The sequence below is a fragment of the Streptomyces lincolnensis genome (assembly GCF_001685355.1).
Classification (GTDB): Bacteria; Actinomycetota; Actinomycetes; order Streptomycetales; family Streptomycetaceae; genus Streptomyces; species Streptomyces lincolnensis.
Map to the genome: position 1 here is coordinate 8,510,998 of NZ_CP016438.1, position 20,355 is coordinate 8,531,352.

At 72.0% G+C, this 20,355-nt stretch carries 20 protein-coding genes; 13 read left to right on the plus strand and 7 right to left on the minus strand.

Annotated features, from left to right (window positions below):
• Positions 1-3: 3 nt before the first annotated feature.
• From SLINC_RS37535 to SLINC_RS37545, 3 genes are all read left to right on the plus strand, one after another.
• The gene (locus SLINC_RS37535) at positions 4-3,048 is read left to right on the plus strand and encodes an alpha-mannosidase (protein WP_067442884.1); all 3,045 of its coding nucleotides are present in this window, start codon (positions 4-6) and stop codon (positions 3,046-3,048) included.
• Positions 3,049-3,051: 3 nt separating this feature from the next.
• Positions 3,052-4,302, plus strand: a complete 1,251-nt coding sequence (locus tag SLINC_RS37540; RefSeq protein ID WP_182449248.1) for an alpha-L-fucosidase — start codon at positions 3,052-3,054, stop codon at positions 4,300-4,302.
• A 79-nt stretch (positions 4,303-4,381) separates the two neighbouring features.
• Positions 4,382-4,915: a cupin domain-containing protein gene (locus tag SLINC_RS37545; protein ID WP_067442886.1), complete on the plus strand. Its 534-nt coding sequence runs from the start codon at positions 4,382-4,384 to the stop codon at positions 4,913-4,915.
• 78 nt (positions 4,916-4,993) lie between these two features.
• On the opposite strand, the gene SLINC_RS37550 is transcribed toward SLINC_RS37545, so the two are convergent.
• Positions 4,994-6,148, minus strand: coding sequence for an ATP-grasp domain-containing protein (locus SLINC_RS37550; RefSeq protein WP_067442887.1), 1,155 nt, complete (start codon positions 6,146-6,148; stop codon positions 4,994-4,996).
• 366 nt (positions 6,149-6,514) lie between these two features.
• Between SLINC_RS37550 and SLINC_RS37555 the strand changes: the two genes are divergently transcribed.
• Complete coding sequence (locus tag SLINC_RS37555) at positions 6,515-7,387, plus strand: metallophosphoesterase family protein (RefSeq protein WP_067442888.1); 873 nt, start codon at positions 6,515-6,517, stop codon at positions 7,385-7,387.
• A complete protein-coding gene (locus SLINC_RS37560) occupies positions 7,384-8,064 on the plus strand; it encodes a 4'-phosphopantetheinyl transferase family protein (protein WP_067446124.1) in 681 nt (226 codons plus the stop codon). Before SLINC_RS37555 ends, SLINC_RS37560 begins: the two co-directional genes overlap by 4 nt.
• Before the next feature lie 7 nt (positions 8,065-8,071).
• Here the strand turns inward: SLINC_RS37560 and SLINC_RS37565 are convergent, their stop codons facing one another.
• Positions 8,072-8,311, minus strand: a complete 240-nt coding sequence (locus tag SLINC_RS37565) for a hypothetical protein (RefSeq protein ID WP_067442889.1) — start codon at positions 8,309-8,311, stop codon at positions 8,072-8,074.
• A gap of 223 nt (positions 8,312-8,534) precedes the next feature.
• Here SLINC_RS37565 and SLINC_RS37570 point away from each other — a divergent pair, with 223 nt between their 5' ends.
• Entirely contained in the window at positions 8,535-9,578 is a 1,044-nt protein-coding gene (locus SLINC_RS37570) for an alpha/beta fold hydrolase (RefSeq protein ID WP_067442890.1), read from the plus strand.
• A gap of 25 nt (positions 9,579-9,603) precedes the next feature.
• Here the strand turns inward: SLINC_RS37570 and SLINC_RS37575 are convergent, their stop codons facing one another.
• Positions 9,604-10,263, minus strand: coding sequence for a helix-turn-helix domain-containing protein (locus SLINC_RS37575; protein ID WP_067442891.1), 660 nt, complete (start codon positions 10,261-10,263; stop codon positions 9,604-9,606).
• 224 nt (positions 10,264-10,487) lie between these two features.
• Between SLINC_RS37575 and SLINC_RS37580 the strand changes: the two genes are divergently transcribed.
• From SLINC_RS37580 to SLINC_RS37610, 7 genes are all read left to right on the plus strand, one after another.
• Complete coding sequence (locus tag SLINC_RS37580) at positions 10,488-11,159, plus strand: MmyB family transcriptional regulator (RefSeq protein ID WP_067442892.1); 672 nt, start codon at positions 10,488-10,490, stop codon at positions 11,157-11,159.
• 127 nt (positions 11,160-11,286) lie between these two features.
• Positions 11,287-12,444, plus strand: a complete 1,158-nt coding sequence (locus SLINC_RS37585; protein ID WP_067442893.1) for an NAD(P)/FAD-dependent oxidoreductase — start codon at positions 11,287-11,289, stop codon at positions 12,442-12,444.
• Positions 12,441-12,743 (plus strand): (2Fe-2S)-binding protein, encoded by a 303-nt coding sequence (locus tag SLINC_RS37590; RefSeq protein ID WP_067442894.1) that lies wholly within the window; start codon positions 12,441-12,443, stop codon positions 12,741-12,743. Before SLINC_RS37585 ends, SLINC_RS37590 begins: the two co-directional genes overlap by 4 nt.
• On the plus strand, positions 12,733-14,163 hold the full coding sequence (locus SLINC_RS37595; RefSeq protein ID WP_067442895.1) for an NAD(P)/FAD-dependent oxidoreductase: 1,431 nt from the start codon (positions 12,733-12,735) through the stop codon (positions 14,161-14,163). The genes SLINC_RS37590 and SLINC_RS37595 overlap by 11 nt, the downstream gene beginning before the upstream one ends.
• 34 nt (positions 14,164-14,197) lie before the next feature.
• Positions 14,198-15,094 (plus strand): dihydrodipicolinate synthase family protein, encoded by an 897-nt coding sequence (locus SLINC_RS37600; protein WP_067442896.1) that lies wholly within the window; start codon positions 14,198-14,200, stop codon positions 15,092-15,094.
• A 76-nt stretch (positions 15,095-15,170) separates the two neighbouring features.
• On the plus strand, positions 15,171-16,172 hold the full coding sequence (locus SLINC_RS37605; protein ID WP_067442897.1) for a proline racemase family protein: 1,002 nt from the start codon (positions 15,171-15,173) through the stop codon (positions 16,170-16,172).
• Positions 16,173-16,225: 53 nt separating this feature from the next.
• Positions 16,226-16,921: a GntR family transcriptional regulator gene (locus SLINC_RS37610; protein WP_067442898.1), complete on the plus strand. Its 696-nt coding sequence runs from the start codon at positions 16,226-16,228 to the stop codon at positions 16,919-16,921.
• Positions 16,922-16,939: 18 nt separating this feature from the next.
• On the opposite strand, the gene SLINC_RS37615 is transcribed toward SLINC_RS37610, so the two are convergent.
• Genes SLINC_RS37615 through SLINC_RS37630 form a run of 4 tightly spaced genes read right to left on the minus strand, consistent with a single transcriptional unit; the run spans position 16,940 to position 20,299 of the window.
• Complete coding sequence (locus SLINC_RS37615; protein WP_067446126.1) at positions 16,940-17,761, minus strand: ABC transporter ATP-binding protein; 822 nt, start codon at positions 17,759-17,761, stop codon at positions 16,940-16,942.
• 20 nt (positions 17,762-17,781) lie between these two features.
• The gene (locus SLINC_RS37620; protein ID WP_067442899.1) at positions 17,782-18,561 is read right to left on the minus strand and encodes an ABC transporter permease; all 780 of its coding nucleotides are present in this window, start codon (positions 18,559-18,561) and stop codon (positions 17,782-17,784) included.
• Positions 18,558-19,331 (minus strand): ABC transporter permease, encoded by a 774-nt coding sequence (locus SLINC_RS37625; protein ID WP_067442900.1) that lies wholly within the window; start codon positions 19,329-19,331, stop codon positions 18,558-18,560. Before SLINC_RS37625 ends, SLINC_RS37620 begins: the two co-directional genes overlap by 4 nt.
• Positions 19,328-20,299, minus strand: a complete 972-nt coding sequence (locus tag SLINC_RS37630) for an ABC transporter substrate-binding protein (RefSeq protein ID WP_067442901.1) — start codon at positions 20,297-20,299, stop codon at positions 19,328-19,330. The genes SLINC_RS37625 and SLINC_RS37630 overlap by 4 nt, the downstream gene beginning before the upstream one ends.
• Positions 20,300-20,355 lie beyond the last annotated feature (56 nt).

Genomic DNA, 20,355 nt, shown 5'->3' on the forward strand with positions numbered 1-20,355 from the left:
CTCATGCACGACGAACGCCGACGGATCGAAGAGCGCGTCCAGCGCGTCCACGACCAGCGCATCAAGCCCGCGACCTACGCGGCCACCGTCCCCTTCGAGGTGGAGGCCTGGCAGGCGCCGGGAGAGCCGGTCTCCTTCGAGGAGGCGGCGTCCGCGCGGTACGAGCCCTTCGCCATGAACACCCCCTGGGGCCCGCCCTGGGGCACCACCTGGTTCCGGATGCGCGGCCGGGTGCCCGCCGAGTGGGCCGGCCGGCGCGTCGAGGCCGTCATCGACCTCGGCTTCGTGGGCGACTGGCCCGGCAACCAGGCCGAGGCCCTGGTGCACCTGCCCGACGGCCGCCCCCTGAAGGCCGTCAACCCGCTCAACCAGTACGTGCCCATCGCCCACCCGGCGACCGGCGGCGAGCAGATCGACTACCTGGTCGAGGCGGCCTCCAACCCGGACATCCTCAAGGACAACTTCTCCAAGGTCACGCCGATGGGCGACAAGCTCACGGCCGGCTCCGCGCCGCTCTACACCTTCCAGCGCGCCGACATCGCCGTCCTCGACGAGGAGGTCTGGCACCTCGACCTCGACCTCCAGGTACTGCGCGAGCTGATGGTCCACCTCGGCGAGCACGAGCCGCGCCGCCACGAGATCATGCACGCCCTGGACCGCGCCATGGACGCCCTCGACCTGGACGACGTGCCCGGCAGCGCCGCGGCCGCCCGCGAGGTGCTGGCGCCCATCCTCGCCAAGCCCGCCCACGCCAGCGCGCACACCGTCTCCGGCGTCGGCCACGCCCACATCGACTCCGCCTGGCTGTGGCCCATCCGCGAGACCAAGCGCAAGACGTCCCGCACCTTCTCCAACGTCACCTCGCTCGCCGACGAGTACGACGACTTCATCTTCGCCTGCTCCCAGGCCCAGCAGTACGAGTGGGTGCGCGACAACTACCCGCACGTGTGGGCCCGCATCCAGGACTCGGTGAAGAAGGGCCAGTGGGTCCCGGTCGGCGGCATGTGGGTGGAGGCCGACGGCAACCTGCCCGGCGGCGAGGCGATGGCCCGCCAGCTCATCCACGGCAAGCGCTTCTTCATCGAGCACTTCGGCGTCGAGACCAAGGGCGTCTGGCTGCCGGACTCCTTCGGCTACACGGCCGCCTACCCGCAGCTCGCCAAGCTCGCCGGCAACGACTGGTTCCTCACCCAGAAGATCTCCTGGAACCAGACCAACAAGTTCCCCCACCACACCTTCTGGTGGGAGGGCATCGACGGCACCCGCATCTTCACCCACTTCCCGCCCGTCGACACCTACAACGCCCGCTTCAGCGGCGAGGAGATGCACCGCGCGGTCCGCAACTACTCCGAGAAGGGCGGCGGTTCACGCTCGCTGGCCCCCTTCGGCTGGGGCGACGGCGGTGGCGGCCCCACCCGCGAGATCATGGAACGCGCGCGCCGGCTCGCCGACCTGGAGGGCTCGCCCAAGGTCGTCGTCGAGCACCCGGACGAGTTCTTCGCCAAGGCCCGCGAGGAGTACCCGGACGCCCCCGTCTGGAACGGCGAGCTCTACCTGGAACTGCACCGCGCCACCTACACCTCCCAGGCCCGCACCAAGCAGGGCAACCGGCGCAGCGAACACAAGCTCCGCGAGGCCGAGTTGTGGGCCACCACGGCCGCGCTGCACGCACCGGGCTACGCCTACCCGTACGAGAAGCTCGACCGTCTGTGGAAGACGGTCCTGCTCCACCAGTTCCACGACATCCTGCCCGGCTCCTCCATCGCCTGGGTGCACCGCGAGGCCGAGGCCGAGTACGCCCGGGTCGCCGAGGAACTGGAGGCGCTGACCGCCGAGGCGGTGGCCGCGCTGGGCGCCGGCGGCACCCGGGTGTTCAACACCAGCCCCTTCGACCGCGCCGAGGTGGTCCGTACGGCAGGCGGCGCACCGGCGTACGTCGAGGTGCCCGCGAGCGGCAGCGCGCCGCTGACCGGCGCCGAGCCCGCACAGCCGGTGCGCACCGAGGGACGGGTCCTCGACAACGGCCTGATCCGCGTCGAGGTGGCCGAGGACGGCACCCTGGCCTCGGTCCGCGACCTGCGTGCCGGCGGCCGTGAGGTCCTCGCCGACCAGGGCAACCTGCTGCGTCTGCACACCGACCTCCCGAACTACTGGGACGCCTGGGACATCGACAAGCACTACAGGAACCGGTACACCGACCTCCTGGACGCCTCGTCCGTCGAGGTCGTCTCGGACGCCCCGCTGCTGGGTGCGATCCAAGTGACCCGGTCCTTCGGCAAGGGCTCGACGATCACCCAGACCGTCACCGTCCGGGCCGGCAGCGCCCGGATCGACTTCGAGACCGACATCGACTGGCACGAGGCGGAGAAGATCCTCAAGGCCGGCTTCCCGGTCGACATCCGCGCCGCCCACTCCTCCGCCGAGATCCAGTTCGGCCACGTCCAGCGGCCCACCCACACCAACACCAGCTGGGAGGCGGCTCGTTTCGAGGTCCCCGGCCACCGCTGGGTGCACCTGGCCGAGCCCGGCTACGGCGTCGCCGTCCTCAACGACTCGACCTACGGCCACGACGTCTCCCGCACGGTCCGCGAGGACGGCGGTACGACGACCAGGGTCAGCCTCAGCCTGGTGCGCGCCCCGCGCATCCCGGACCCCGAGGCCGACCAGGGCAGGCACCGCTTCACCTACTCCCTGCTCCCCGGCGCGAGCATCGAGGACACCGTCGCCGAGGGCTACGCCCTCAACCTGCCCCTGCGGGTGGCGGACGCGGCCGGCGCCACCGAACCCGTGGTCTCGGTCGACGGCGACGGCGTCACCGTCGAGGCGGTCAAGCTCGCCGACGACGCGTCCGGTGACGTGGTCGTGCGGCTCTACGAGTGCAACGGCGGTCGTGCCCAGGGCGTGCTGCGCACCGGGTTCCCGCTGGCCGGCGCGCAGGTGACCGACCTGCTGGAGCGGCCCCTGGAGGACGCGGAGGTCTCCGAGGCCGGGGTCGCGGTCGCGTTGCGGCCCTTCCAGGTCCTCACGCTCCGGCTGCGGAGGGGCTGAGCCGTGCCCATGCAACCCTGGTTCACCGACGCCAAGTTGGGGATCTTCGTCCACTGGGGCATCTACGCCGTCGACGGCGTCCAGGAGTCCTGGTCGTTCTACGACGACATCGTCCCGCACGAGCGGTACATGTCCCAGCTGGAGCGCTTCACGGGCGCCCGGTACGACCCGAGGGCCTGGGCGGACCTGTTCGCCCGGGCGGGAGCGAAGTACGCCGTGCTGACGAGCCGTCACCACGACGGTGTGGCCCTGTGGGACACGGCGTACGGCGACCTGAACCTCGGCAAGGACTACCTCGGCCCGTACGCCGAGGCCCTGCGCGAGAAGGACCTCAAGGTCGGCCTGTACTACTCGCACTCCGACTGGAACCACCCCGACTACGCCTCCACGCGCAAGCCGGGCCGCCCGCCGGAGCAGGAGGACAACCGCTACTCCGAGGTCGCCGCCGAGTTCGAGGACCTCGACGCCTGGGAGCGGTTCATCGCCTACCGCGACGGCCAGATCCGCGAACTGGCCTCCCGCTACCGGCCCGACCTGATGTGGTTCGACGGCGAGTGGGACCGCAGCGAGGAACAGTGGCGCATCCCCGAACTCGCCGCGCTCATCCGCTCCTACTCGCCCGACGTCGTCTTCAACGCACGCATGCTCAGTGAGGGCGACTACGCCACCCCCGAACAGGGCGCCCCCATCGTGCCGCCGGACGGCCCCTGGGAGCTGTGCCTGACGATCAACGACTCGTGGGGGTACCAGCACCACGACCACCACCACAAGTCGCTCTCCCAGCTGATCCGCTACTTCACCGAGACCATCGGCGGGGGCGGCAACCTGCTCCTGGACGTCGGTCCCATGGAGGACGGCACCATCCCCGAGCCGCAGGTCGAGCGCCTCGAAGGACTGGGGGAGTGGATCCGCAGACACGCGGACGCGGTGTACGGCACCGGGCGCGGACTCCCGGCCGGACACCACTACGGCCCCAGCACCCTCTCCGCCGACCGCCGCACCCTCTACCTCACGGTCTACGACATCCCGCGCGCCGAGATCGGCGTCCGGGGCCTGGCCACGAAGGTCCGCAGGGTCACCGTCCTCGGCACCGGGACCGAACTGGCCCACCAGGTCGTCGGCGGCCTCCACGAGGCGGTCGGCGTGCTGTGGATCGACCCGCCGGCCCCGGCGGACCTCGACCCGCACGCCACGGTGCTCGCCCTCGAACTGGACGGCGAACTGGAGCTGTACCGGGGGGCGGGGCGGTTCTGACGGCACCCTGAATTGACCCACGATTCGGGCACGGAAATGCACCCTGTGGCCGGTCTATCCGCTGCCTAGAGTCGTAGACATGACGACAGAGAAGAACGACCAGAAGCAGAACGGGACCGCGCACGTCACGGACTTCGCCCCGGTGCTCACCCGTGGCGCGGAGGCCGAGACGACGCGGGACCCCAGCAGCGTCATGACCCTCCTCGCGGACTCCGGCGACACCGGCGGACGCCTGACCGCCTACCGGTCGACGTTCGCCGAGGGAGCCGTCGGCGCACCCGCCCACCTGCACACCGCGGCGGCCGAGTCGTTCTTCGTGATCGACGGGGCGCTGCGGGTGCTGGTGGGCGAGGAGATCACCGTCCTGAACGCTGGCGACTTCCTCGTGATCCCGCCCGGCACCCCGCACGCCTTCGCCGCGGCCCCCGGCGCCACGGCCGACGTCCTGTTCACCTTCACGCCGGGAGCGGGCCGCTTCGACTACCTACGCCTCCTCGGCCGCGTCCTGCGCGGCGAGGCGGACCCCCAGGAGATCAAGAACTCCTCGGACCGATTCGACAACCACTACGTGGACAGCCCGGTGTGGAACGAGGAGCTCGGGGGACATGCCTGACACGCGGAGGGTGTAGCCCCCTGAGGGGCGCGGGGAACTGCGCGACAAGCCACAGACAACCCGCACCCGGCAGACAACCTAAAGCGGCAGCACCTGAGCCGCGACCCCGACGGAGTCCCCGGCCCCGATGGAGTCACCCGGCGCCTGCTCAGGCACCGGTGCCGCAGACACCAACGGCTCGGTCTGCTCCACGCGCTGCTGCGGCAGCGACACCGCCCGCAGCGGACGCGGCCCCGACACCACCGTGTAGTCCTGCCCGAGGAACGGCGGCTCGATCGTCCCCGGGTCCTCGCCGAGCGCCAACTGCACAGCAGCCCAAGGCGCGTTGACCCCGCACAGGGACAGCTGGTGCAGCCCGCCGGCCGGACGCGTGTTGACGTCCATGAGCACCGGAGTGTCCCCGAACATCCGGAACTGGATGTTGGAGAGGTAGTGCAGCCCGAAGCCCTCGGCGATCCGCCGCGCCGGCTCCAGCCACTGCTCGGAGAGCGTGAACCCGCGCCGACGGCCGTTCTTGGTGCGGCCGATGGCCATCCGGATCCGGTTGTCGGGCCCGGTCAGGCAGTCCACCGACACCTCGGGCTGCTCAAGACGCGGCATGACCAGCCAGTCCACCGGCTCCTCGGCGTCCTTGAGCGCCTGGAGGACCAGGTCGAGCGGCACGTACGGGCTGGGGAAGCCGTTGAGGTGGACGAGCGAGAAGGGGGCGCGCGTGATGACACGGAAGCCCACCCCGCCCGCGCCGGACGCCGGCTTGAAGCAGGCCTTGTGCCCGGCGGCCTCCAACTCCTCGACGGCGGCGAGGAGTTCGTCCGCCGACCGGACCCGCCACCACGGCGGCACCGGCGCGCCGATCGCCTGGACGGCCTCGTAGGCGATCACCTTGTCGTGGAAGACGGCCACGGCCTCGGGCGGCGGCGCCAGCAGCGCGGTACCGGCCGCCGCGAAGTCCGCGCGGTGCGCCACGATCGCCGCCTGGTGCAGCCGGGGCACGAACACGTCGATGCCGCGCCGCACACACTGGTCGAGCGCGTACTCCACGTACGCGGCCGGGGACAGGCCCTCGGGCTCCAGGTCGGCGGTGTCGGCGGCGGCCAGTACGGGAGAATCGGCGTCGCCGTGTGTCGCATGGATCTCGACGGCCCGGTCGCTGGGATTGCGCCGCAGCTGATCCATGAAGAACACGTTCTCCGCGTACGTGCGGTTGAGCCAGACGCGTACGCGAGAGACCATGCAGGGCCGTCCTTTCGGGGTTCGCGGGCACGGCGAAGCAGGCCGTGCCCGGCCAGTCTTGGTTGGAGGGTCACCAAACCGCCCCGTGCGAAGAGGCATGGAAGGCGGTGGTGTTGGGCCGATCATACGGCCTGTGAAGGGTGCCGCGTGCAACGCCCGTGTTACGGATTTTCCGATCATGCTCTCGTGGGTCGCGGGGGACGCACGAGGCGTCCCGGCGGGCGCCCGGGACCGTCCGCCCGGGCGAAGATCACCCGAAGGGAGGCGCGGACCGGCGGTGAAGATCCACCGGCTCGATCCGGCCTTGTCGTCGGGCCCGCCGATGTGTTCTCGTGGTGCCATTCGGCTGCTCGGAGGAGGCATGGGGTGACAGCGAGGGTCGGCGGTGCCGGACAGCTGCTGGCCATCAGTGACCTGCACATCGGCTACGAGGAGAACCGTGCCCTGGTCGAGGCGATGCGGCCGGAGTCGGACGAGGACTGGCTGCTCGTGGCCGGTGACGTCGCCGAGACCGTGGCCGACATCCGCTGGGCCCTGAAGACGCTGGCGGGCCGCTTCCGCAAGGTCGTCTGGGCCCCCGGCAACCACGAACTGTGGACCCACCCGAAGGACACCGTCACCCTGCGCGGGGTCGAGCGCTACCACCACCTGGTGGAGATGTGCCGGGAACTCGGCGTGACCACCCCCGAGGACCCCTACCCGGTCTGGGACGGCCCCGGCGGCCCGCTCGCCGTCGCCCCCCTGTTCCTGCTCTACGACTACTCCTTCCTGCCCTCCGGCTGCGTGACCAAGGCGCAGGGCCTGGAGTACGCGCACGGCACCGGGATCGTGTGCACCGACGAGGTCCTGCTGCACCCCGACCCCTTCGAGACCCGCGAGGACTGGTGCCGCGCCCGCGTCGCCGAGACCGCACGCCGGCTCGCCGAACTCCCCGAGGACCTGCCGACCGTCCTGGTCAACCACTACCCCCTGGACCGGCATCCGACGGACGTCCTGTGGCACCCCGAGTTCGCCATGTGGTGCGGCACCGAGCTCACCGCCGACTGGCACCGCAGATTCCGCGTCGAGACCATGGTCTACGGCCATCTCCACATCCCCCGCACCACCTGGCACGAGGGCGTCCGCTTCGAGGAGGTGTCGGTGGGCTACCCCCGGGAATGGCGCGGGCGTGCCGGGCCGCCCGGCAGACTGCGGCGCATCGCACCGAGCGGGGCCGAGACCGAGGCCGGGGCGCGATGATCGAGGAACTCCTGCCGGGCCCGGTGGTGGTCGTGGAGGCGTACGGCCACGACGAGCCCGAAAACTCCGGGCTCTTCCCCGAGGAGGAGGCCGTCGTGGCGCAGGCGGTCCACAAGCGGCGCCGGGAGTTCGCCGCCGTGCGCTCCTGCGCCCGCAAAGCCATGGAGAAGCTCGGCGTCCCGCCGCAGGCCGTCCTGCCGGGGGAGCGCGGCGCCCCGCGCTGGCCGTCCGGCCTCACCGGCAGCATGACCCACTGCGACGGCTACTGCGCCGCGGCCCTGGTCCGCGCCACCGACCTCGCCTCCCTCGGTATCGACGCCGAACCCGACGGACCGCTCCCCGAGGGCGTGCTGTCCGCCGTGGCGCTGCCCGGCGAACAGGAGCGGCTGCTCCGGCTCGCCGAGACCCATCCCGGGGTGCACTGGGACCGGCTCCTGTTCAGCGCCAAGGAGTCCGTCTACAAGGCGTGGTTCCCCCTCACCGGCCAGTGGCTGGACTTCTCCGAGGCCGACATCGATCTGTCCGTCGACCCCGGTGGGCGGCCGCGGGGCGGCTTCCGCGCCGAACTCCTCGTCCCCGGGCCGGTGGTGGACGGCCACCGGCTCGGTCACTTCGAGGGCCGCTGGATCACGGGCCGGGGTCTGGTGGCCTCCGCCGTGACCGTGCCGCATCCCTGAGGGGGTGTCACGCCTCCGGCGGGCACCAGGCGTGCAGCAGCCGGAAGAACGCCTCCTCGTTGCCCGCGAGGCCCGCGTCCGCCAAGGCGCGCTCCGCCTCGGCGAGCACGGCGGGCGGGACCACGGGTGGTCGGCCGCCGCCCGGCGGGCCCGGTTCCACGTCGAAGGCCGCCCGCACGGTGTGCAGCAGCCGCAGATAGGCCTGGACGGCGGCTCGTTCACGGTCGGTCAGCACGGCGGTCTGCATCGGGCTGCTCTCCCCCAGGTCGATGTCGTCGGTCTTCGGCCCCGCACAGGGGGCCCACGTCCAGCTTGCCGTCCACCACTGACAATGCGGCTTCGCCAGGCTCCCGTTCGCCCGCTTAGCGGAGGCGAAACCTCCTCGAAATCCCCGGTGGGAATGCGCGTCTAGGCTGGTGTGAAGGACTTCGGGCCGCCTCGTCGCGGCCGCGGGAACGGGAGGCGAGCGCGTGGTGGACGCCCCGCGTCGGCGCCCGGCGCGCACCGCATGGCTGCGCCCGGTGGGCGACGCAGAACTCGAACTGCGGTACCGCGTCGTGCACGGGTACCGCCGCGCCTTCCGCATGGCGGGCGAGGGCCCCGCCCTGGTGCTCATCCACGGCATCGGGGACTCCTCGCAGACCTGGGCGGAGCTCATTCCCGACCTCGCCCGCAGCCATACCGTGATCGCGCCCGACCTCCTCGGCCACGGCGCCTCCGACAAGCCGCGCGCCGACTACTCGGTGGCCGCCTACGCCAACGGCGTGCGCGATCTGCTCACCACCCTCGGCATCGAGTCCGCGACCCTGGTCGGCCACTCGCTGGGCGGGGGCGTGGCCATGCAGTTCGCCTACCAGTTCCCCGAGCGCACCGAGCGGCTCATCCTGGTCGGCGCGGGCGGCGTCGGCCGCGAGGTCAACCCGGTGCTGCGGCTGGTCTCGCTGCCCGGCGCCCATCTGATGCTGTCCTGCCTGCGGCTGCCCGGCATGCGGCTCCAGGTCGGCCTCGCCGCCCATCTGATGAAGCTCCTGGACACCGATCTCGGCCAGGACGCCCCGGAGTTGCTGACCCTGGTGGACGCGCTGCCCGACGAGACCTCGCGCAACGCCTTCATCCGCACCCTGCGGGCCGTGGTCGACTGGCGCGGCCAGGTCGTGACCATGCTCGACCGCTGCTACCTCACCGAGGGCATGCCCACCATGCTGCTGTGGGGCGACCGGGACAGCGTGGTGCCGGTCCGGCACGCCTACGGGGCGCACGAGGCGATGCCGGGCAGCCGGCTGGAGATCTTCGAGGGCGCGGGCCACTTCCCCTTCCACACCGACCCGGACCGGTTCGTCTCCCTGGTCGAGGACTTCACCGCCACGACGGTGGCGGCCGACTGGAGCCGCGACCACTGGCGCGCACTGTTGCGCGAGGGACGCCCCGGCACCACGGCGGGCCGGCCGGACACCGCGCGCACCCGCGCGGTCGAGCGCGACCTGAGGGAAGCCAGCGAGCGCAGCGCGACCTGACGACGTACGAGGCGTACGGGCCGGCTCAGGACTCGGGTCGCCTGACGCTCTCCAGGAGCATGTCCAGCCACTCGGCGACCTTGTCGCGGTGCTGGTCGGTGGGGAGTTGGGCGGCCCGCCAGGCGATCTGGCGGACACCGTGGTCCTGCAACAGCCGCTCCAGCGGGTCATCGGCGACCGCGGCCGCCCGGCGCTCACGGTCGGCGAGCCGCTGGAGCAGCTCCTGCTCGGTGGACTGGAGCGCGCTCGCGAGCGCCTCGGGGTCCTCGGCCGTGAGGAATCCGGCGTGCACCCGGAAGAAGCGCTGGATGGCGTCGCAGTGCTCCATCGTGGGGCGCCGGTCGCCGTTGATGAGCGCCCCGGCCTGCTGCCGGGACATGCCCGCGCCGTCGGCGATCTCCTGCTGGGTGTACTTGCGGCCGTTGGGCTTGAGCCGGGTGCGCCGCAGCAGGTCCAGACGCTGGAGGAAGCGGGTCTGTACGTCCGGTTCGCCCGCGGGACGCCCGCTGAGCAGCGCCTTCACCACGGGCTCGGGCACACCGGAGGCGACGGACAGGCCGGCGGTGTCGAAGACCTCCGCGTGCGCCACACCGAGCCGGTCGGCCAGCGCGGTGACACGGGCGGCGACGGCAGACAGCACAGCCGACGCCGCGTCGCCGGGTCCCTCGAAGCCGCCAACCGACACCGACAGATCTCCTACGTTTCTCACTGGCTTCTCACAAGCGGTTGCCGTGAACTTCCCGGAGAGTAGCGGGTTGTTCGAACTCACATCCAGGTCTCGCCACAACTGTGGCCAATTCCAGCCGTCGACCGGCATGAAATGCCACGATAGTTGACACCGCTCATTCGCGGGCAGCAGGATCAAGAGCGCCGCGAGAAGGCCGCATAGGCAAGAGGGGTGACCTCCCGATGGCATTTCAGGCAGGTGGGCAGTGGTCCGTACCGCGGCCCGTCCCCGAGAGTCTTGAGGCCCAGGCGTATCTCCAGGACTACGCCACTCTTCTGGAGGCCGTCTCCTTCCCGTCCGTCGTCCTCGACCACGGCTGGGACGTCGTTCTGACCAACACCGCTTTCGAGACACTTTTCCGCGGTGTGGGCCCCCACCCGACGGCCATGCCGGGTGACAACTTCCTCAGATTCGTCCTCTTCCACCCCGACGCGAACACGGTCCTCGGCGAGCACGAGTCCCGTTGGTGCCTGCCGATGCTGGCGCACTTCGCGGCCGCCGTGGAGCGCCACGGCCACGACCACGGGCTCCAGTCCATCCGCCGCGACATCGCCCAGGACCCGATCATGGAGGCCGCCTACCGGCAGGGCCTTCCGCACTGGATCCGGGCGGTCGGCGAGCGGGCCGTGGAGCACGACGGCGCGGTCCGCCCGCTGCTGCACCCCGACCCGCGCTGGGGCGCCACCGACTGCCGGGTCGTCGACGAGACGCCCCGGACCCTGCGGGAGATGGGCTACACCCGGCTGACGCTGGTGCTGCGTCCCGCGCGCCGCCCGGCGCCCGCGGTACGCCGTGCGCAGCGTCCCCGCCGCGCGGCGGGCCACCTCAGCGTGGTGGCCGCCCCCGAGGCCTGACAGGCACCGTCGGCGTTCAGGTCGCCGACGGCGCCTCGTCAGCATGTCCGCCCGTCCCCCGAGAGGTCCTCGTTCCCGCAGGTCGCGCCCCGTTTCCCTACAGTGCGACATGTGACATAGTACTGGCGTGAGCAAGCGACTGACCTGCGATGTCGTGGTCGTCGGGGCCGGAATGGTGGGTGCGGCCTGCGCCCTGTACGCGGCTCGGGCGGGGCTCGACGTCGTCCTCGTGGACCGTGGCCCGGTCGCCGGCGGGACGACCGGCGCGGGGGAGGGCAACCTCCTGGTCTCCGACAAGGAACCCGGCCCCGAGCTGGACCTCGCCCTCCTGTCGGGCCGCCTCTGGGCGGAACTGGCCGAGGAGTTCGGCCGGGCGATCGAGTACGAGGCGAAGGGCGGCGTGGTCGTCGCCTCCTCCCCGGGCGGGCTCACCGCACTGGAACGCTTCGCCGACGGACAGCGCGCGGCGGGAGTCGTCGCCGAACCGGTCGCAGGCGACGACCTGTACGGCCTCGAACCCCACCTCGCCCACGGCCTGCCCGGCGGCGTCCACTACCCCCAGGACAGCCAGGTGATGCCCGCCCTGGCCGCCGCCCACCTCCTGCGCGCCTCGGGCGCCCGCCTGCTCACCGGCCGCACCGTGACGGACGTACCGACGGGACCGGACGGCTCCGTGCTCGGGGTCCGCACCGACAGCGGCGACATCCACGCCCCGGCCGTCGTCAACGCGGCCGGTACCTGGGGCGGCGAGCTCGCCGCCCTCGCCGGCACGCACCTGCCGGTCCTTCCGCGCCGCGGCTTCGTCCTGGTCACCGAACCCCTCCCGCGCATGGTCCGCCACAAGGTGTACGCCGCCGACTACGTGGCCGACGTGGCCAGCGACTCGGCCGCGCTCCAGACCTCCCCGGTCGTGGAGGGGACGGCGGCGGGGCCCGTGCTGATCGGCGCGAGCCGCGAACGCGTCGGCTTCGACCGGACGTTCTCGCTGCCGGCCGTAAGGGCGCTGGCGGCGGGCGCGACCCGGCTGTTCCCCTTCCTGTCGGACGTCCACGCGATGCGCGCCTACCTCGGCTTCCGCCCGTACATGCCCGACCACCTGCCCGCCCTCGGCCCGGACCCCAGGGTCCCCGGGCTCTACCACGCCTGCGGTCACGAGGGCGCGGGCATCGGACTCGCCACCGGCACCGGCCACCTGATCGCCCAGACGCTCACCGCGAAGACACCCGACCTGGACCTGACGCCCTTCCGCCCCGACCGCTTCCCCCGCACCGAGGAGGCCGCATGAGATCCCCACGGGACCTGGCCGACGCCCGGCCGGGACCGGCCTTCACGGTCACCCTCGACGGCCGGGAGATCGAGGCCCTGCCCGGCCAGACCGTCGCCGCCGCGCTCTGGACCGCCGGGATCACCTCCTGGCGCACCACCCGGGGCGCGGGCCGGCCACGCGGCGTCTTCTGCGGCATCGGCGTCTGCTTCGACTGCCTGGTCACCGTCAACGACCGCCCGAACCAACGCGCCTGCCTGGTGCCCCTGAACCCGGGCGACGCGATCCGCACGCAGGAGGGGACGGGCCATGACGAGTGAACGACCGCATCTCGCGGTGATCGGCGCGGGCCCCGCGGGCCTCGCCGCGACCGTCGCCGCCGCCTCCCACGGCGTCCGCGTCACGCTCGTCGACGCGTCCGCGGAGGCCGGCGGACAGTTCTACCGGCAGCCCGCGGCCGAGTTGCGCGCCCGCCGCCCGCAGGCCCTGCACCACGGGTGGCGGACCTGGGAGCTGCTGAGGGACGAGCTGCGCACTCACGTCCGGGCAGGGCTCGTACGGCACCTGAGCGACCATCACGTGTGGTGCGTGGAGAGGCGGCGGACCGCAGCCGGCGCCGGCCCCGGCTTCACCGTGCACGCCCTGCTCGGCCCCGAGCAGCAGGACCCGGCCGAAGTCCGCGCCGACGCCGTGCTCCTCGCCACCGGCGGCTACGAGAAGGTGCTGCCCTTCCCCGGCTGGACCCTCCCCGGCGTCGTCACCGCCGGCGGCGCCCAGGCCATGCTCAAGGGCACCCTCACGGTCGGCGGACGCACCGCCGTCGTCGCCGGGACCGGACCCCTGCTGCTCCCCGTGGCGACCGGCCTGGCCGCCGCCGGAGTGGACGTGGCGGCCCTCGTGGAGTCCGCCGCCCCGAAGGCGTTCGTACGACGAGCCCGCGCGCTGGCGGCCGAGCCCGGCAAGGTCGCCGAAGGCGCCCGGTACGCGGCCGAGTTGCTGGGCCACCGCGTGCGGCTCCTGGCCGGGCACACCGTGGTCGAGGCCCACGGGGCCGAACGGCTGGAGGCGGTGACCGTCGCCGCGCTCGACCCCGACGGGCGGGTCAGGCCCGGCACCGGGCGCCGCATCCCGTGCGACACCCTGGCCGTCGGCCACGGCATGCTCCCGCACACCGACCTCGCCGAAACCCTCGGCTGCCGCCTCGACGGACCGGACGTCCACGCCGACGACGAGCAGCGCACCGACGTGCCCGGCGTGTGGGCCGCCGGCGAGACCACCGGCATCGGAGGCGCCGCCCTCGCCCTGGCCGAGGGGCACATCGCGGGCCGCTCGGCCGCGGCGCGGCTGCACGGCACCGAGCCCGACCCGGACGAGTGGGCGGCGGCCACGAGGACCCGTACCCGGCTGCGGGCGTTCTTCGCCGCGCTCGACGCCGTCCACGCGCCGCCCGCGCACTGGACCGAGCAGGTCACCGACGACACCGTCGTCTGCCGCTGCGAGGAGGTCACGGGAGGCGAGATCCGTGCCGCCGTGAAGGACCTGGGCGCCGCTGACCTGCGTACCGTCAAGCTGCTGACCAGGGCCGGGATGGGCTGGTGCCAGGGCCGGGTGTGCGGGCCCGCGGTCGCGGGGCTCACCGGGTGCGGGTCCACCGCGTCCCGGCGGCCGTTCGCCCGGCCCGTACCCCTCGGTGTGCTGGCCCGGGCGGGAGAGACCGAAGACCTTGAGTGGAACCCATGAAATGTCACACGTCACAGATGGGATGCGAGCTCACATGACCGCCCTTGAGAACCGCCCCTGGCGCGGCGTCCTCGTCGCCACCGCGCTCCCGCTCGACGACGACCTGAGCGTCGACTTCGACAAGTACGCCGAGCACTGCGCCTGGCTCGTCGAGAACGGCTGCGACGGCGTGGTGCCGAACGGCTCGCTCGGCGAGTACCAGGTGCTCACCCCCGAGGAGCGCGCCAAGGTGGTCGAGACGGCCGTGGCCGCCATCGGCGGTGACCGGGTGATGCCCGGCGTCGCCGCCTACGGTTCCGCGGAGGCCCGCCGCTGGGCCGAGCAGGCCCGGGACGCCGGCTGCGGCTCCGTGATGCTGCTGCCGCCCAACGCCTACCGCGCCGACGAGCGTTCGGTCCTCGCCCACTACGCCGAGGTCGCCGGGGCGGGCCTGCCGGTCGTGGCGTACAACAACCCCATCGACACCAAGGTCGACCTGGTCCCCGAACTCCTCGCCCGGCTGCACGGCGAGGGATACATCCAGGGGGTGAAGGAGTTCTCCGGTGACGTCCGCCGCGCCTACCGGCTCGCCGAACTCGCCCCGGAACTGGATCTGCTGATCGGCGCGGACGACGTCCTGCTGGAGCTGGCCATCGCGGGCGCGAAGGGCTGGGTGGCCGGCTACCCCAACGCGCTGCCGAAGTCCTCCGTCGAGCTGTACCGGGCGGCCGTCGCCGGCGACCTGGACACGGCGAAGAAGCTGTACGAGCAGCTGCACCCGCTGCTGCGCTGGGACTCCAAGGTCGAGTTCGTCCAGGCCATCAAGCTCTCCATGGACATCGTCGGCCGCCATGGGGGAGGCTGCCGCCCGCCGCGGGTACCGCTGCTCCCGGAGCAGGAGGCGGCGGTCCGCTCCGCCACCGAGCGGGCCGTCGCGGCCGGACTGGCATAAAACGGACGGACATAAAACGGACTGGCATGAACCGGGCCGGCATGAAGAGGACCGGCACAAGGAGGAGCACAGGACCATGCGCAGCAAACTCGTCCTGCACGCCGTCGACTCGCACACCGAGGGCATGCCCACCCGCGTGATCACCGGCGGAGTCGGCACCATCCCCGGCGCCACCATGAACGAGCGGCGCCTGTACTTCCGTGAGCACCGCGACGACATCAAGCAGCTCCTGATGAACGAGCCGCGCGGGCACTCCGCGATGAGCGGCGCGATCCTCCAGCCGCCGACCCGGCCCGACTGCGACTGGGGCGTCGTCTACATCGAGGTCTCCGGCTACCTCCCGATGTGCGGGCACGGCACGATCGGCGTGGCCACGGTGCTGGTCGAGACCGGCATGGTCGAGGTCGTCGAACCGGTCACCACCATCCGGCTCGACACCCCGGCCGGCCCGGTCGTCGCGGAGGTGGCGGTGGAGGACGGCGCGGCGAAGGCGGTCACCCTCCAGAACGTCCCGTCCTTCAGCGTGGGCCTCGACCGCAAGGCCACCCTCGCCGACGGCCGCACGGTGACCTACGACCTGGCGTACGGCGGCAACTTCTACGCCATCCTGCCGCTGGAGCAGTTCGGGCTGCCCTTCGACCGCTCCCGCAAGGACGACATCCTCCGGGCGGGACTGTCGCTCATGGCGGCGATCAACGCCGACGACGAGCCCGTCCACCCGGAGGACCCCTCCATCCGCGGCTGCCACCACGTCCATCTGCTCGCCCCCGATGCCACCGCCCGCCACTCCCGGCACGCGATGGCGATCCACCCCGGCTGGTTCGACCGCTCGCCCTGCGGCACCGGCACCAGCGCCCGCATGGCACAGCTGCACGCGCGCGGCGAACTCCCCCTGCACACCGAGTTCGTCAACGAGTCCTTCATCGGCACGCGGTTCACCGGCCGGCTCCTCGGCACCACCGAGGTCGCGGGCCGCCCCGCCGTCCTGCCCAGCTTCACCGGCCGGGCCTGGATCACCGGCACCGCCCAGTACCTGCTGGACCCCTCCGACCCGTTCCCGGCCGGGTTCGTGCTGTAGACGGCGAGGATAATGAGCGGTACCGCGTGACATTGCACCTCTAGGAGACCTCCATGGCCGCCCAGCGCACCAGCGCCCCGCCTGCCGCCGCTGCTCCGGCCCTGCCCACGCTGGGCGGCCAGAAGCGCAGCTACCGGGAGCGGGTGGCCGACGCCCTGCGGGCCGCGCTGATCGCCGGTGAGCTGCTGCCGGGCGAGGTGTACTCCGCGCCGACGCTCGCCGCCCGCTTCGGCGTCTCGGCGACCCCGGTGCGCGAGGCCATGCTGGACCTGGCCAAGGAGGGCCTGGTCGACACCGTCCCCAACAAGGGCTTCCGGGTCACCGCGGTCTCCGAGAAGCAACTGGACGAGTACACCCACATCCGGGCGCTCGTCGAGATCCCCACGGTGGTACGGCTGGCCGGGACCGCCGACCCGGTCTCGCTGGAGGCGCTGCGCCCGGCCGCCCGGGAGATCGTCCAGGCGGCGGTGGCGGGCGACCTCATCGCGTACGTCGAGGCCGACACCCGCTTCCACCTCGGCCTGCTCGCGCTGGCCGGCAACACCCACCTCGTCGAGGTGGTGGGCGACCTGCGCAAGCGGTCCCGCCTCTACGGCCTCACGGCGCTGCTGGAGGCGGGCCGCCTGCTGTCCTCCGCCGAGGAGCACCTCGAACTCCTCGACGCCCTGCTGGCCCGCGACGAACAGGCCGTCCACGCGGTCATGACCCGGCACCTGGGCCATGTCCGCGGTCTCTGGGCCGCCAAGTAGGCCGAGCCGACCCGGAGTTCAGGCAGATGGCGGCGCGTCCGTCTTGACCGCGTCCTCGGGCGCGCCTCGGGGCGTTCCGCGCTTCGCCGCCTGGATCTGCTCGTACACATGGGTGCGCAGTTCGGCGAAGCGGGGGGCCACGCGGGTGTGCAACTGGTCGCGGTCGTCCGGCAGATCGACCTTGAGCTGTTCCTGGACGACCGTGGGGGAGGCGGACAGGACGACCACCCGCTCACCGAGGTAGACGGCCTCGTCGATGTCGTGGGTGACGAACAGGATCGTGATCCCGCGCTCCCGCCACAGCCCGCGCACCAGGTCCTCCAGATCGGCGCGGGTCTGCGCGTCGACCGCCGCGAACGGCTCGTCCATCAGCAGGACCTGTGGCTCGTAGGCCAGCGCGCGGGCGATGGCGACCCGTTGCTGCATGCCGCCGGACAGCTGCCAGGGATACGCCCCGGAGGCATCCGCGAGCCCGACCGAGCGCAGCGCGTCCGCGACCAGCTCCCGGCGCCGGGACCTGCTCAGTCCCTTCTGCTTGAGGGGGAGTTCGACGTTCTCGCCGACCCGCATCCAGGGGAACAGGCTGCGGCCGTACTCCTGGAAGACGAAGGCCATCCCGGGCGGTGGCCCGGTCACCCGGGTGCCCTGGAGGAGCACTTCGCCCGCCGTCGGCGCGAGCAGGCCGCCCATGCACTTCAGCAGGGTCGTCTTGCCGCAGCCCGACGGGCCGACCAGACAGACGAGTTCGCCCGCGTCGACGGTGAAGGTGAGGTCGCGCACCGCCTCCACCCGCCGCCCGGACCCCTCGTAGACCTTCTTCAGGCCGCGTACGTCGAGCATGCCCTGCCCTTTCGCGAAGGTCACCGGGACCGCCGGGTGGTTGCGCGCAGACCGTGGTACCAGCCGAGCACCCGCCGCTCGACCAGCTGGAACACGACGGAGAGGAGGAAGCCCAGCAGGCCCAGGACCAGGATGCCGGTCCACATGTCGGGGATCGCGAACCCGCGCTGGAACTGCACGACGGTGAAGCCCAGTCCGTTGCTGGCCGCGAACATCTCGCTGATGACCATGAGGATGATGCCGATGGACAGGGCCTGGCGCAGCCCCGCGAAGATCTGCGGGCTCGCCGAGGGCAGCACCACGTGCCGCAGCCGGGCGAAGCCCTTGACGCCGTAGGAGCGGGCCGTCTCCGCCATCACGGAGTCCACGGCGCGGACGCCCTCGACGGTGTTGAGCAGGATCGGCCAGACACAGCCGATCGCGATCACGAGGATCTTCATGGTGTGGCCGATGCCCGCGAACAGCATGATGACCGGGACCAGCACCGGCGGCGGCACGGCCCGCAGGAACTCCAGGACCGGCTCGCACACCGCCCGCACCCGCCGGTAGGAGCCGATGACCGTGCCGAGGGCGACGCCCGCCACGGCCGCCGTCGCGTAGCCGGCCGACAGCCTGAGGATGCTGGGCAGGGCGTCCGTGCGCAGCCGGTCGGCGGTCCAGACGTCCGGGAAGGTCTTCAGGATGGTCCGCAAGGGGGGCCAGTACACGTCCGTGCTGCTGTCGGACGCCGCCCACCAGACGGCGAGCAGGACCACCGGCAGCGTGAGCACGAACACCAGCCGGAGCAGGAAGCGCCTCACACCGCCACCTCCCCGCGCACCGACTGGTGCCAGGCCAGCGCCCGGCGCTCCACCGATCGCGCCCCCACGTTGATCAACAGGCCCAGCACTCCGGTCACCACGACCAACGCGTACATGTCCGGCACCGCCTGAGAGGTCTGTGCCACCGCGATCCGGGCGCCCAGCCCCGGTGCGCCGATGACGAGTTCGGCGGTGATGGTGAGGATCAGGGCGACGGCCGCGGCCAGCCTGAGACCCGTCATGACGTAGGGGAGCGCGGTCGGCCACAGCACGTACCGGATCCGCGCCCAGGTGCCCAGGCCGTAGGAGCGCGCGGTCTCCTCGGCGACCGGGTCGACGTCCTGGACGCCGTACAGGGTCTGGATCAGGATCTGCCAGAAGGAGGCGTACACCACGAGCAGGAGCACCGAGCGCAGTTCGGTGCCGTACAGGAGGACCGCCAGCGGGATCAGCGCGACCGAGGGGATCGGGCGCAGGAACTCGATCGTCGAGGCGGTCGCCTCCCGCAGATACGGCACGACCGAGATGACGACCCCGGCGACGACGCCCGCGCAGGCCGCGACCGCCAGCCCCACCGCCCAGCCGGTGAGCGTGTCGCCGAGCGCCGTCCAGAAGGCGGAGTCGGCGAGCTCGTCACCGAGCGCCCCGGCGATCCGGCTGGTGGGCGGGAAGTAGGCCTCCTTGACCAGGCCGAGCCGCGGCACCGCCTCGCCCAGGAGGAGGAAGGCCGCGAGCCCGGCGGCACCGAGTGCGAGGTTCAGACCCTTCACGGCAGCAGCTTGTCCAGGTCCGGCGTCTTCTTGAAGAGGCCGTCCTGCTCGCCGAGCTTCATCAGCGCCTCGATGGAGGAGCGGTTCGCCTCGGCCGGCCACTTCGGCAGCACCACCTGTTCCAGCACCGAGGCCGGGATCTTGGTGTACGTGGTGACGATCGCGCGGGCCTCGTCCGGGTGGGCCTCGGCGTAGGCGAGGGACTCCGCGGTGGCCTCCCGGAACCTCTTGACCACGTCCGGGTTCTGCTGCGTGTACTGCTGGGAGGCGAAGTACATCGCGACGGTGAGGTCCGGGGCGATGTCGACCAGGGGCGAGGCGATCTCCACGCCGCCCTGGCTGCGGATCGAGGCCGCCGCCGGTTCGACCACGCACGCGGCGTCGATCTGCCCCTGGTCGAGGGCCGCGGGCATCTGGTCGAAGGCGAGCTCGACGAGCTTGACCTTGTCGGGGTCGCCGCCCGCCTTGCGCACCGACTCGCGCACCGCGGTCTCGTTGATGTTCTTCAGGGTGTTGACGGCGACCCGCTTGCCCTCCAGCTGGTCGGGCGACTTGATCGGGCTGCCCTTCTTCACCAGGAGAGCGGAGAAGTCCTTGTCCTTCACGCCTGTTGAGGCGATGCCGTTGACGACCGCCTTCACGGGCACGTCGTTCGACTGGGCGACCATCAGCGAGGTCACGTTGCTGAAACCGAACTGGAACTGCCCGCTGACGACACCCGGCACGATCGCCGCTCCGCCCTGGGCGGTGGAGATGGTGAGTTTCAGGCCGTGCTTCTCGTAGATGCCCTGCTTCTGGCCGAGGTAGACCGGGGCCACGTCGACGATGGGGATGAGCCCCAGTTTGACCGTGGTGATGCCACCCGACGAGGCCGCCTTGCCCGACGAACCCGAGCCGTCGGACGAGCCACAGGCCGCCGTGGTGAGAAGAAAGGAACCGGCCACAAGACCGGCGAGCAGACGACGCAAGGCTCCTCCTGTGCAGACTACGGTGTTCCGACAGGTTGTGCGCACACCGCACAGTA

Excerpts from the sequence above, each read along its gene's own strand:
- SLINC_RS37610 (WP_067442898.1), top strand. The coding sequence starts at position 16,226 with ATGGCCGCCCAGCGCACCAGCGCCCCGCCTGCCGCCGCTGCTCCGGCC.
- SLINC_RS37605 (WP_067442897.1), top strand. The coding sequence starts at position 15,171 with ATGCGCAGCAAACTCGTCCTGCACGCCGTCGACTCGCACACCGAGGGC.
- SLINC_RS37615 (WP_067446126.1), bottom strand. The coding sequence starts at position 17,761 with ATGCTCGACGTACGCGGCCTGAAGAAGGTCTACGAGGGGTCCGGGCGG.
- SLINC_RS37565 (WP_067442889.1), bottom strand. The coding sequence starts at position 8,311 with ATGCAGACCGCCGTGCTGACCGACCGTGAACGAGCCGCCGTCCAGGCC.
- SLINC_RS37600 (WP_067442896.1), top strand. The coding sequence starts at position 14,198 with ATGACCGCCCTTGAGAACCGCCCCTGGCGCGGCGTCCTCGTCGCCACC.
- SLINC_RS37545 (WP_067442886.1), top strand. The coding sequence starts at position 4,382 with ATGACGACAGAGAAGAACGACCAGAAGCAGAACGGGACCGCGCACGTC.
- SLINC_RS37535 (WP_067442884.1), top strand. The coding sequence starts at position 4 with ATGCACGACGAACGCCGACGGATCGAAGAGCGCGTCCAGCGCGTCCAC.
- SLINC_RS37590 (WP_067442894.1), top strand. The coding sequence starts at position 12,441 with ATGAGATCCCCACGGGACCTGGCCGACGCCCGGCCGGGACCGGCCTTC.
- SLINC_RS37595 (WP_067442895.1), top strand. The coding sequence starts at position 12,733 with ATGACGAGTGAACGACCGCATCTCGCGGTGATCGGCGCGGGCCCCGCG.
- SLINC_RS37580 (WP_067442892.1), top strand. The coding sequence starts at position 10,488 with ATGGCATTTCAGGCAGGTGGGCAGTGGTCCGTACCGCGGCCCGTCCCC.
- SLINC_RS37560 (WP_067446124.1), top strand. The coding sequence starts at position 7,384 with ATGATCGAGGAACTCCTGCCGGGCCCGGTGGTGGTCGTGGAGGCGTAC.
- SLINC_RS37550 (WP_067442887.1), bottom strand. The coding sequence starts at position 6,148 with ATGGTCTCTCGCGTACGCGTCTGGCTCAACCGCACGTACGCGGAGAAC.